This window comes from Nitratireductor pacificus pht-3B (genome assembly GCF_000300335.1).
GTDB classification, from domain to species: domain Bacteria; phylum Pseudomonadota; class Alphaproteobacteria; order Rhizobiales; family Rhizobiaceae; genus Nitratireductor; species Nitratireductor pacificus.
Window position 1 is genome coordinate 20,593 of the sequence record NZ_AMRM01000007.1, and the last position, 11,678, is coordinate 32,270.

The window sequence follows — 11,678 nt, forward strand, 5'->3', positions numbered from 1 at the left end:
CGCGCCGTCTGAGGCGATGTCCCTGCGCATCTCCAGCAGATGGCCGCCCCATTCGACAAGCTCAGGAGGCCAGAGAGATGCGCGCCACGCGCCTGCGCTTCCAGCGGCAGCCGAAACATTCTAGAAAACCCCATGGCCACCCACATCCTCATCCTTGGCGGAACGGGCGAGGCGCGGCGGCTGGCGGAAAGGCTTGCCGGCCGCACGGAGCTGCGCGTCGTCACCTCGCTTGCCGGACGGACCAGCGCGCCGCAGATGCCGGCGGGCGTCGTGCGCGTTGGCGGGTTCGGCGGGCCGGAGGGCCTTGCCCGCTATCTGCGCGACGAGAACATCGGCCTGATGGTCGACGCCACGCACCCTTTCGCCGCGCGCATGGCGCGCAACGCGGCAGAGGCGGCGGCGGAAACGGCAATCCCGTTGATCACCCTGATGCGGCCGCCCTGGCAGCCCGTCGCCGGCGACGACTGGCGCGCGGCGGCCAGCATGGCCGAGGCGGCGCGCCTGCTCGGCGACGTGCCGTGCCGCGTGTTCCTCGCCATCGGCCGGCAGGAGGTCGGCGCCTTCGCCGGCGCGCCGCAACATCACTATCTGGTGCGCAGCGTCGAGCCGGTCGACCCGGCGCATCTGCCGCCCGATGCCGAGTGCATCCTTGCGCGCGGCCCGTTCTCTGAAAGTGATGAAACCGCGCTGCTGAAGGAGCATCGCTGCGAGATTGTGATCGCCAAGAACAGCGGCGGTGCGGCGACCTATGCGAAGATCGCCGCAGCCCGCGCGCTGGGCCTGCCCGTGATCATGATCGACCGGCCCAAGCAGACCGGCGTCGCCACTGTCGGGACGGTCGATGACGCGCTGCAGTGGATCGGCGATCATGTCGGCCTCCCTGCCGCGGAGCGCGGCGCATAGACCAGCGGCGGCAGGCCGTCGCGGGCGATGAGGCGGGTCTCCGGCGATCCGATGATCACGCAGGTCGCCATGTCGGCCATCTCGCCGCGCGCCTCGGCGAGCGGCACGACCGTCATGCGCTCGTCGGGCCGGCCGGCGGCCCGGCCGAACACGACCGGCGTTGTAGCCGGCAAAATTCCCTGCACGATTTCCAGCGCCTTGCCGAGCTGCCAGGGGCGGGCGCGGCTGATCGGGTTGTAGAGCGCGATGACGAAGCCGGCGCCGGCAGCGGCGGCTAGCCGTTCCTCGATCAGCGTCCAGGGCTTCAGATTGTCGGACAGCGAGATCGCGCAGAAATCATGCCCCAGCGGCGCGCCGACGCGGGCTGCGACGGCCAGCATGGCGGTGATGCCCGGAACGATCTCCAGCTCGAGCGCGCGCCATTCGGCCGGGCCGTGCTCGATGGCCTCGCAGACGGCGGCGGCCATGGCGAAGACGCCGGCATCGCCCCCGGAGACGACGGCGACGCTTCTCCCCGAGGCCGCCATCTCCAGCGCGGCGCGGGCGCGCGCCAGTTCCTCGCGATTGTCCGAGGCATGGCGCGCCTGCCGGTCGTTCAGGTCGAGCCGGTCGAGATAGGGCGCGTAGCCGAAGAAGTCGGTCGCCGCGGCAATCGCCGCGCGCGCCTGCGGCGTCGTCTGCGCTGCATTGCCGGGGCCGGTGCCGATGATGGTGAGGCGCCCGCTCATGCGGCTTCTCCCTGCGGCTTCGCCTGCCAGCCGGGGCCGAGGATGAGCGAGAAATAGGGCGCTTCGTCGTCGGCTTTGTCGGCGAGGTCCTGCGTCCGCGTGTCGTCCATCGTGCCGCGTTCCACATAGACCGCGCCGGTGAGCTTGCCGGCGGCTGCCAGCGCCCGGCGGATCTTCGCCAGGTTGCGCCCGACCTTCATGATGACGAAGCCTTCCGTGTCCGACAGCCGGCGGATCAGTTCCGCCTCCGGCAAGGTGCCGGGCAGGATGCTGAGAATGTCGTCGCCCTGCACGATGGGCAGGCCGGCCTGCGACCAGCAGCCGGACATGGCGGTGATGCCGGGGATGACGCGCGCGGGATAGCGTGATGCGAGCCGCACATGCAGATGCATGTAGGAGCCGTAGAACAGCGGGTCGCCCTCGCTTAGCACCGCCACGTCGCGGCCGGCGCGCAGATGGTCTTCGACGCGTGCGGCGGACTCCGCATAGAAGCTCTGGATGGCGCCGATATAGTCGGCATGCGCCTTGTCGATCTCCGTGGTCACGGGATAGTCGAGCGGCAGTTCGACGACCGATGGTTTCAGCAGGCCCTCGACCGTGCGGCGCGCATTGCCCTTGCGCCCGCGCTTGGCGAAATGCGCCACCACGTCGGCGCTCTCCAGAACGCGCAGGGCCTTCAGGGTCAGAAGCTCGGGATCGCCGGGGCCGGTGCCGACGCCGATTAAGGTACCGGTCATAGGCCGGCCCTCGCCAGTGCGTTGACGGCAGCGGCCGTCATGGCGCTGCCGCCCATGCGCCCGCGGACGATGGCGAAGGGAATGCCGAGGCCGCTCTCGGCCAGCGCCTCCTTCGATTCCATCGCGCCGACGAAGCCGACGGGCATGCCGATGATGGCGGCGGGCCTGGGCGCGCCGGCGGCCAGCATGTCGAGCAGGTGGAACAGGGCGGTCGGCGCGTTGCCGATGGCGACCAGCGCGCCCTCCAGCCGCTCGCCCCACAGTTCCAGCGCCGCCGCCGACCGCGTGTTGCCGATCTCCTCCGCCAGCACCGCCGTGCGCGGATCGCGCAGGGTGCAGATGACGTCGCTGTCGGCGGGCAGGCGCGTGCGGGTGACGCCGCGCGCCACCATCTCCGCATCGCACAGGATCGGTGCACCGGCTTTCAGCGCCCCGCGCCCGGCCTCGACGAAGCCCGGCGAGAAGACGAAGTGCCGCGCCGCCTCGACCAGCCCGCAGGCGTGGATCATGCGCACGGCCACATCCGCCTCGTCGTCCGAGAAGCGGGCAAGGTCCGCTTCGGCGCGGATGATGGCGAAGGACCGCGCGTAGATGGCGTTGCCGTCGCGGATGTAGTCGGTTTCAGGCATCAGGATTTCTTTCGGCGGGGCGTGGTGCGATGCGCTTCGCCACGCTCGGTGAGGAAGGTCTCGAGGGCGCCGTCCGGCATGGCGCCATCGGCGGAAAGGATGCAGTCTCGCTTGCGGCCGATCAGCGTAGCCTTGCGACCGAAGGGCTGCGCGCAAAGCTTGACGCAGGCGGAAAGATGCACGCGGAAGGACCCGTCGAGCAGGCCCGACCCGGCGAGGTCCCGCCCGACGGCCTTGGCGTCGAAGAAGGCGGCGGCGCAGGACGGCGCGCCGGCGCAGGCGACGATGAGAAGACGGGTGTCTTCGGCATCCACGATGAAATCCAGCTCCCGGGCGGTGGCGCGCAGCGCGGTCACCCTGCCGTGCGGCAGGCCGAGGACGACCAGCCCGCCGCCCGGCGCCAGCCGGATCTCGCGCGCGCCGTCCGCCGCCTCGGCGAAGCGGGCGAGGTCCGCGCCGCGCGCCTGGCCGAAGGACATGGCGAAGCCGTGGGCCGTCTCTCCGCCGCGCAGAGGGAAATCGCCGACCGGCGTCGGGTGATCGAACGCCGGGGGGGAGGATGCCGGCGTCAGCCCCCCCGCGAGTTCATCCAGCACCTCGTCGCGCAGATGCTGGGCGCGCATCAATCCGGTCCTGTCGACCAGCAGGCCGAGGATGGCGACGGCGGTCGCGGCGGCATGGTCGGCGTCGGCCTGGCCGAGCCAACGGGCGGTTGCGCCATTGCCGCCGACGCCGATGCGCCACTGGCCATCCGGCGCCGCCTCGATCCTGATGTCCGCGCTGATCTCCGCCAGATGCAGGGCGCCGCCGCCATCGACCATGACCGAAACCTTCGGCGCGAGCGCTTCGGCCAGACCGTTCTTTGCGATCAGCCGCGTGATCCTGTCCACGAGGGGCAGGGGGTTGGCGATCTCGTCGGCGGCGGAGCCGGCGAGCGGTCCGGTCTCCACCTGCAGCCCGTCGGCGAGGCCGAGTTCCAGTTCGCAGATGCGCTCGGCAAGGAGCGGCGCGCTCTCCGCCGTCAGTCCGCGCACCTGCAGCTTGCCGCGCGAGGTGATCTCGACGAGGCCGTTGCCGTGTTGCTCCGCCGCCTCGCCGATTGCCTTCAGCCGCGAGGGCGTGAGCCGGCCCGGCGCGGGCGCGAAGCGCACCAGAAGGCCGTCGCCGGTCTGCATGGGCTTGAGGAGGGTGGGGCAGGCGCCGCGCCGCATCGTCATGCCGCGGCCTCCGCGATCAGCGCCGCGAGGTCGCCGTCGATGGCGTTGCGGCGCGGGTGCCAAAGGCCTCGCCGCCGCGCCGCCGCGAACCGCTCGGCCATGGCACGGGCGGCTTCCGGGTTCTCGTGCAGCAGGAAGGCGCGAACGGCCTCGTCTCCCAGATAGGCGTCGAACACGGCTTCGATCAGCGCGCCGGGAACGGCGTCAGTGGTTTCGGCGAAGGCCACCAGCCGGTCCACCGTCTCGGCCAGCTCCGCCGCGCCGCGCGGCCCGTGCCGCAACTGCCCGGCGATGAAGCCCGGGTTGACCGCCCGGGCGCGCACCGTGCGGGCGATCGCCTGCGCCAGGGAGCGGGCGCGCGGGCGCTGCGGATCGGTGGTGTCGAGCACCACCAGATCGGCCTTGCCGCCCAGCGCCTCGACGGCTGCTGCGAACCCGCCGATGAAGGCCACGTCGGCCGATCCTTCGAGGATGTCGCGGCCGGCGTCGTCGCCCGTATGGAGCAGCATGTCGGCCGCGGCGACCTGCGCCGCGAAGGCGCCTTCGGCAGGCCTGCCCTCGCCCTCGGCGCCGCCGAAGGAATGGGATGCGCCATCCAGATAGGCCTGGCCCAGTTCCGCGCGGTCATGCCAGTCGCCGCGCGCCAGCTTCTCTTCGAGGCCTGCGCCATAGGTGCCGGGGGCCGAGCCGAACACGCGTGGCGGGATCGCGCCGCCGGCCCGTGCGGCGGCGGCCAGCGGGTTCTCGTCGTCGCCTTCGTCGCGCGCGGCGACGGCGGCCGAGGCGGTGTCGAGCAGGGCGATCTGCGTCGGGAACATGTCGCGGAACAGGCCGGAAATACGCCAGGTGACGTCGACGCGCGGCCGGCCGAGGCTGGCCGGCGGCAGCACCTCGATGCCGGTCACGCGGCCCGTCGCGGCGTCCCATTGCGGGCGGCAGCCCATCAGCGCGAGACCCTGCGCGATCTCCTCGCCACCCGTGCGCAGGCTGGCGCTGCCCCAAAGGTCGATCACCAGCGCGCGCGGCCAGTCGCCATGCTCCTGGAGATAGGCGCGCACGGCTTCGTCGGCGGCAAGCTTGCCGAGCGCCGTTGCGGTCGGCGTCGGCAGGGTGCGCGGATCGGCGGTGAACATGTTGCGGCCCGTCGGCAGGACATCCGTGCGGTCGCGCGCCGGCGCCCCGGACGGGCCGGGCGGGATGTGCCGGCCATCGAGTGCGGCGAGCAGCGCGGCGCGCTCGGCGTCGGCGCAAGCTGCGCGCTCCGGCGTGTTTCCGGCTTCGGATGCCCGCCCATAGATGTGCAGGCCGTCCTTGATGGCGAAATCCTTCAGGTCGCACAGCCAGGCGTCGATCTGCATCAGGGCCGCGTCCGTGTCCGCCGCGTCCGACACGCCGGCTTCGCGGGTGAGACCGGTGCGCTCCGCCGTCTCGACGATCAGGCGGGCCAGCCGGTCGCGGCGGCGGCGGTCGAGCCCGTCCGCCTGCGCATATTCGTCGACCAGCCTTTCCAGCTCCTGCTGGTCGCTTGAAAGGCCGGCGCCGATCAGCGGCGGCGTGAGATGGCCGAGGGTTACCGCGCCGATGCGCCGCTTGGCCTGCGCGGCCTCGCCGGGATTGCTGACGATGAAGGGATAGATGACGGGCAGGGCGCCCGCGACGATCTCGGGAAAGCAGTTCTCCGTCAGCGCGACGGTCTTGCCCGGCAGCCATTCCAGCGTGCCGTGCGCGCCGACATGGATCAGCGCGTCGATCCCGAGCGCCCCGCGCAGCCAGAAGCCGAAGGCGACCAGCGCATGGCGCGGGGCGAGCGCCGGGTCGTGGTAATCGACGCGCCGGTCGGCGGCCCGGCCGCGATCCGGCGCCAGCGCCACCGTGACATTGCCGAAACGCGCGGCGCGAAAACCGAAGACGCCATCCTCGGCGTCGTCCCCGGCCGGTCCCCAGGTGGCGTCCAGCGTGTCTCGCGCCGCCTTGGGCAGGCCCGATAAGGATCTTTTGTAGTCGACTAATGAAATGCTCTCGGAAGCATCTTTCAGCGCCTGCATGAGGGCGCGCGGGGTTTCCGGAATACCGGAAACTGCATAGCCGGCTTCTTTCAGATCGTGCAGCATGGCGAGAACGCTGGCCGGCACGTCCAGGCCGACGGCATAGCCGGTGCGTCCCGGCGCGCTCGGATAGTCGGGCAGCAGGATCGCCAGCCGCCGCTCCGCCGCCGGTTTTACCCCCAGGGCGAGGACGGCCACAATGCGTGCGGCGACCTGCCTTATGCGGCCTGCCTCGGGGCGGTTGCGCTGCACGCCGAAAGACAGGCCCTCGTCCAGCGCCGCATCGTCCTTGAACGAGATGGCGCCGGCCATGATCCGGCCGTCGAGCTCCGGCAGCACCACATGCATGGCGAGATCGGCCGGCGCGAGGCCGCGCTGCCCCTCCTCCCAGGCCTGCCGCCTCGTGGTGGCGGTCACCACCTGGAAGACGGGCAGGCCGAGCCGGTCGAAGAGGGCCTGAGCGCCCGGTTCCGCGCCACTGGAAAACGCGGTCGCGGTGACCAGCGCCGACGCGCCGAGCTGCTGGACGGCTTCGGCGACGAGATCCGCCGCCTCGGCTTCGCGCAGGCTGGAGACGAAGACCGGCACCGGGCTGATGCCCTGCTCCGCAAGCGCGTCCGCGAGCGCGTCGATGGGGGCGATGTCGGCGGCCAGCAGCATCGAGCGGTAGAACAGGATCGGCACGACCGGCCGTGCGGCGTCGGGTGCGGTCGTGAAGAAATCCAGCGGCACGATGCCCTGGCCCGGCGCATAGAAGCCGGCCCTGGCGAGCGGCTTCGCCTCGGGCGCATCGACGGCGCGTCCGGCAAGCCGCGCCATGCGCCGCACCGCCGCGCGCATATTGTCCGGCCCGCCTTCGCGGAAGCAGGCGAGCAGCGCCATGCGCTCCTTCGGCGAAACGGTCGAGCGTTCGGCAAGTCTTGCGTCGTCGGCCTGCCCCTCGCCCGGCAGCAGCGCCAGGGCGATGTTCCTGTCGCGTGCCAGCCGGCAAAGCTGGTCGCAGCCATAGCGCCACCAGTCATAGCCGCCCAGCACGCGGACCAGGATGACGCGGGCCTGCGCCGCCGTGCCGTCGAGCCAGAGGTCGACCGACATGGGGTGGCGCAGGTCGCGCAGGGCGGCAAGCCGCAGCGAGGGCAGCGTGTCGCGCTCCGTCCGCCATGCGGCGGCCATGCCCGCCAGGTCGCTGTCGGTGAAAGACAGCGCCACCATCTCCGCCGGCGCCAGACGCAGATCGACGGGTTCGATCAGGTCGTCCAGCGAGGCGGTGGTGGTGGCGAGGATATGCATCGGATCAGGCGGACAGGAGCGTCTCGATGCGCGACCGGTCGATGCCCTTCAGGCCGATCACCACAAGCCGCGTCTCCGGCAGTTCGCCGGCCTTCCACGGGCGGTCGTAATAATGCGAGACGCGCGGGCCGACCGCCTGCACCTGAAGGCGCATCGGCTTGCCCTTCACATGGGCAAAGCCCTTCAGCCTGAGCACTTCGCCGGTATCGATGGCGGCGCTGACGCGGCGCTGCAGGTCGTCGGGATGCAGCACGGCCGGCAGGTCGACGACGAAGGTGTCGAAATCGTCGTGCTCATGGTCGTCGGCGCCGTCGTGATGCGTCTTGCGGTTCTCGATATCGTCCTCGACCGCGAGCCCGAGGCCGAGCAGCAGCGCCGGATCGACCTTGCCCTGCGCCGACGGCACGATGGTGACGTTGCGCGCCAGATGCGCCTCGATCCGCGCGCGCGCCCGCTCGGCGGCCGCCGGGTCCAGAAGGTCGCTCTTCGACAGGATGATGAGGTCGGCGCAGGCCACCTGGTCGTCGAACACTTCCTCGATCGGATCGTCGTGATCGAGCGTTTCGTCGGCGGCGCGCTGGGCGTCGAGCGCGTCCATGTCCGAGGCCACCTGGCCCTCGGCGAGCGCCGGCCCGTCGACCACGGCGATGACACCGTCCACGGTCACGCGGTTCTTGATTGCCGGCCACTGGAAGGCCTGCACCAGCGGCTTGGGCAGCGCCAGGCCCGAGGTCTCGATCAGGATGTGGTCCACCTTCGGCTCGCGCGCCAGGATCTGGTCGAGCGCCGGCACGAAATCGTCGGCCACGGTGCAGCAGATGCAGCCATTGGCAAGTTCCAGCACGTTCTCTTCCGGGCAGTTCTCGACGCCGCAGCTTTTCAGGATCTCGCCGTCGATGCCGGCGTCGCCGAACTCGTTGACGATGATCGCCAGCCGCTTGCCGTTGCTCTGCTCGAGCACGTTGCGGATGAGCGTGGTCTTGCCGGCGCCGAGAAAGCCGGTGACGACGGTGCAGGGGACGCGGTCGAGGGAAGCGGTCATGGCAGATCCTTCAGGCTGTCGAATGTGGGAATGCGGGCGATGAGGCCGCGCTTGAGGCTTTCGGGCCGGGCACGGAACGGCATGAAACCGTCCTCTGAGCCGGCAAACAGCTCGGCGCCGGCAATCAGGTCGGGGCCGCTGTCGACGTCGAGGCCGCCGAAGACGTAGCTCCATGCGCCCGGCTTGAGCATGGCGGCGGAAAGGCCGCGCTTGCAGTTTCCGAGGCAGGCGATGTGCTTGACGGTGATATCGGTGTTTTCCGCGGCGCGCGCCGTGGCGGCGGCGAGCAGGGAGCCGGGACGCGGGGCGGCCTCGGTCTCTCCGGCGGGAATCTCGGGGTGCCGGCAGGAACTGCAGACGATCACGGTCACGGCATCTTCCGCTTCCGCTTCGCCGGCAGGGCTTTCGCAATCGGTCAGGGGATCGCGCGCGATGGCGCTGTCGACGGTCACAATTCACGCTCCTTGCCCGGGACACCCGCCGGGCGGTCAGGATTTCTGTTGTCGACGGCAGGTTTCCTGGCTCACGGATCGACGCTTTTCCCTGCCTTCCCAGAGCGGAAGCTCCAGTGGCGTCGTCGGAAAAAGCTCTCCGCCTACAGTTGCGGGGACAGCTGCGGTCTTGGGTCAGGCACCCGCACCGCATTCCCTCTTAGCCTCCTCCGTTACGGAAGGAGGACCGTCATCGACGCATTTACGGCGCGCCGAATGCGACTGTCAATGCGCACAACAAACGGTTTGCCGCGGTCGGCATTTTCGTTATGCTTCCGCCCGTCATCGGTGCCGCGCAAGCGGACCAGAAGGGAATGCGGTGTGGCGCGCAAGCGCCGAAGCCGCGGCTGCCCCCGCAACTGTAGGCGGAGAGCTTTTTCCGACGACGCCACTGGAGCTTCCGCTCTGGGAAGGCAGGAAGAAGCGCAGATCCGCAAGCCAGGAAACCTGCCGGTGACGGAAACAGAAACCAGACCCTCGGGTGGAGGGGAAAGGACGCATGATGACATCTGCTTCGACAACGCCTGGTGTGGCCGCTTCCACGCAGTCACGCGTTCTCCAGCTCTCCCTGGCGGGCGTGCTCGGCCTGTTCATCGTCGGATTCATGGGCTTCTCCCATGTCGAGGCGGTGCACAATGCCGGTCACGACTATCGCCATTCCATGGCGTTTCCCTGCCACTGACGCGGGAGCGAGCTCATGAACATCTTTCGCAACGCCGTTTTCACCGCGGCGCTGGCGGGCCTGCTGGCAGGCATCGTCATGACCTTTATGCAGGCCGGCTATACCGTCCCGCTCATTCTCCAGGCAGAGACCTTCGAGGGCGCCGCGCCGGCGCACAGCCACGCCGCGACCGCCCCTGAGGCAGCGGAACCCGCCGCCGATGACCACGCCGCCGCGGGCCACAGCCATGACGGCGAGGCCTGGGCGCCGGCCGACGGCTTCGAGCGCCTGGCCTACACCGCGCTCGCGAACATCGTTACGGGCATCGGCTTCGCGCTGCTGCTGGTCGCCGTGTCGGAAGCCGCCGGCGGCATCGCTGGCTGGCGCCAGGGCCTGATCTGGGGGTTTGCCGGCTTTGCCGTTTTCACGCTGGCGCCGGGTCTTGGCCTGCCACCGGAGCTGCCGGCAATGCAGGCCGCCGAACTCGCCGCCCGCCAGGTGTGGTGGGTCGGGACGGTGGTTGCCACGGCCGCCGGCCTGGCGCTGATCGCCTTTCGCGCGGCACCGCTGTGGGCGCTGATCGGCGTGGTGCTCATCGTTGCGCCGCATATCGTCGGCGCGCCGCAACCGGTCAGTCATGAGACGCCCGTGCCGGCGGAGCTGCATCATCGCTTCGTCGTCGCCGTAACGATCACCAATCTGGTGTTCTGGCTGCTTCTGGGGGTGGCCGTCGCGCTTGTGCGCAAGCGGTTCGCGCTCGCTCCCTCGACACGGCAGCAGCGCAGCCTTGCGTGATCCCGACCGGCTGACCCTGGTGCTCGGCGGTGCGCGCTCCGGCAAGAGCGCGCATGCCGAAAGCCTCGTCACGGCGCATCCCGCGCCGTGGACCTATGTGGCGACGGCGCAGGCCCATGACGACGAGATGCAGGCCCGCATCGGCGTGCATCAGGCCAGGCGCGCGACGGGCTGGCACACGCTCGAGGCGCCGCTCGATCTGGTGGCCGCGCTGGCCGTCCTGCCGGGCGACCGGCCCCTGCTGCTCGATTGCCTGACGCTCTGGCTCAGCAATCTCATGCTGGCGGAGCGGGACATCGAGGCGGAAAGCGCGGGTCTCCTCCGCCTGCTCGCGGCCCGGCCTGGCCCCAGCGTGGTGGTCTCCAACGAAGTCGGCTTCGGCATCGTGCCGGACAATGCGCTGGCGCGGCGCTTCCGCGACGCGGCGGGCCGGCTGAACCAGCAAACCGCAGCGGCGGCCGACGCGGTCATCCTCGTCGTCGCCGGCCTGCCCATGAAGGTGAAGTGAATGCGTGAGATCGACGACCGGGAAGCCGAGCGGCACAAGGCGAAGATGGCCAAGCGCAAGGCCGTGCAGGACGCGGAGGTCGGCGCGAAGACCGTCGAGAAGGGCCTGCTGATCGTCAACACCGGGCCGGGCAAGGGCAAGACGACGGCCGCCTTCGGCCTGGCGCTGCGCATGCTGGGTCATGGCCGGCGCGTCGGCGTCGTCCAGTTCATCAAGGGCGCCTGGCACAGCGGCGAGAAGGATGCCTTCGAGGCCTTCGGCGACCGGGTCTCCTGGCACACGATGGGCGAGGGCTTCACCTGGGAAACGCAGGATCTTCAGCGCGACATCGCTGCCGCCGAGCGGGCCTGGGCGAAGGCTGTCGAGCTGATGGCCGATCCGTCGATCGGCCTGGTCGTGCTGGATGAGTTGAACATCGCCCTGCGCTACAACTATCTCGATCTCGAAACCGTGGTCGAGACGCTCAAGGCGCGGCGCGACGACCTGCATGTCGCCGTCACCGGGCGCAACGCCAAGCCGGCGCTGGTCGAGGCAGCCGACCTCGTCACCGAGATGGGCCAGGTCAAGCACCATTTCGCCGCCGGGGTGAAGGCGCAGAAGGGCGTGGAGTTCTAGAGCGCACTGCTTTGACG

12 protein-coding genes and 2 riboswitches are annotated in these 11,678 nt (G+C 70.4%); of the genes, 5 read left to right on the plus strand and 7 right to left on the minus strand.

The annotated features are described in order from the left end of the window. Positions 1–132: 132 nt before the first annotated feature. On the plus strand, positions 133–903 hold the full coding sequence (locus NA2_RS07715) for a cobalt-precorrin-6A reductase (protein ID WP_008596000.1): 771 nt from the start codon (positions 133–135) through the stop codon (positions 901–903). Here the strand turns inward: NA2_RS07715 and NA2_RS07720 are convergent. From NA2_RS07720 to NA2_RS07750, 7 genes are read right to left on the minus strand one after another with little or no spacing between them, the layout of a single operon-like run. Further along, a complete protein-coding gene (locus tag NA2_RS07720) occupies positions 867–1,631 on the minus strand; it encodes a precorrin-3B C(17)-methyltransferase (protein WP_008596001.1) in 765 nt (254 codons plus the stop codon). The genes NA2_RS07715 and NA2_RS07720 overlap by 37 nt on opposite strands. Continuing rightward, on the minus strand, positions 1,628–2,368 hold the full coding sequence (locus tag NA2_RS07725) for a precorrin-2 C(20)-methyltransferase (protein ID WP_008596002.1): 741 nt from the start codon (positions 2,366–2,368) through the stop codon (positions 1,628–1,630). The genes NA2_RS07720 and NA2_RS07725 overlap by 4 nt, the downstream gene beginning before the upstream one ends. Continuing rightward, on the minus strand, positions 2,365–2,997 hold the full coding sequence (locus tag NA2_RS07730) for a precorrin-8X methylmutase (protein WP_008596003.1): 633 nt from the start codon (positions 2,995–2,997) through the stop codon (positions 2,365–2,367). Before NA2_RS07730 ends, NA2_RS07725 begins: the two co-directional genes overlap by 4 nt. Then, positions 2,997–4,214, minus strand: coding sequence for a precorrin-3B synthase (cobG, locus tag NA2_RS07735; protein ID WP_008596004.1), 1,218 nt, complete (start codon positions 4,212–4,214; stop codon positions 2,997–2,999). The genes NA2_RS07730 and cobG overlap by 1 nt, the downstream gene beginning before the upstream one ends. Next, positions 4,211–7,549 (minus strand): cobaltochelatase subunit CobN, encoded by a 3,339-nt coding sequence (gene cobN / locus NA2_RS07740; protein ID WP_008596005.1) that lies wholly within the window; start codon positions 7,547–7,549, stop codon positions 4,211–4,213. The genes cobG and cobN overlap by 4 nt, the downstream gene beginning before the upstream one ends. Positions 7,550–7,553: 4 nt before the next feature. Beyond that, positions 7,554–8,591 (minus strand): cobalamin biosynthesis protein CobW, encoded by a 1,038-nt coding sequence (gene cobW, locus NA2_RS07745; protein WP_008596006.1) that lies wholly within the window; start codon positions 8,589–8,591, stop codon positions 7,554–7,556. After that, on the minus strand, positions 8,588–9,043 hold the full coding sequence (locus NA2_RS07750; RefSeq protein WP_008596007.1) for a DUF1636 family protein: 456 nt from the start codon (positions 9,041–9,043) through the stop codon (positions 8,588–8,590). Before NA2_RS07750 ends, cobW begins: the two co-directional genes overlap by 4 nt. 39 nt (positions 9,044–9,082) lie before the next feature. Continuing rightward, a riboswitch (cobalamin riboswitch) is annotated at positions 9,083–9,289 on the minus strand. Between the two features lie 62 nt (positions 9,290–9,351). Beyond that, positions 9,352–9,551: riboswitch (cobalamin riboswitch) on the plus strand. 33 nt (positions 9,552–9,584) lie between these two features. Between NA2_RS07750 and NA2_RS07755 the strand changes: the two genes are divergently transcribed. The 4 genes from NA2_RS07755 to cobO are packed head-to-tail and all read left to right on the plus strand — an operon-like array spanning position 9,585 to position 11,661. Beyond that, positions 9,585–9,764 carry a CbtB domain-containing protein gene (locus tag NA2_RS07755; RefSeq protein WP_040677224.1) on the plus strand — a complete coding sequence of 60 codons (180 nt, stop codon included), beginning with the start codon at positions 9,585–9,587 and terminating at the stop codon, positions 9,762–9,764. A 15-nt stretch (positions 9,765–9,779) separates the two neighbouring features. Next, positions 9,780–10,538, plus strand: a complete 759-nt coding sequence (locus tag NA2_RS07760) for a CbtA family protein (protein WP_008596009.1) — start codon at positions 9,780–9,782, stop codon at positions 10,536–10,538. Then, positions 10,531–11,046, plus strand: a complete 516-nt coding sequence (gene cobU, locus NA2_RS07765) for a bifunctional adenosylcobinamide kinase/adenosylcobinamide-phosphate guanylyltransferase (protein WP_008596010.1) — start codon at positions 10,531–10,533, stop codon at positions 11,044–11,046. Before NA2_RS07760 ends, cobU begins: the two co-directional genes overlap by 8 nt. Further along, positions 11,047–11,661, plus strand: a complete 615-nt coding sequence (gene cobO, locus NA2_RS07770; RefSeq protein ID WP_008596011.1) for a cob(I)yrinic acid a,c-diamide adenosyltransferase — start codon at positions 11,047–11,049, stop codon at positions 11,659–11,661. Positions 11,662–11,678: the final 17 nt, after the last annotated feature.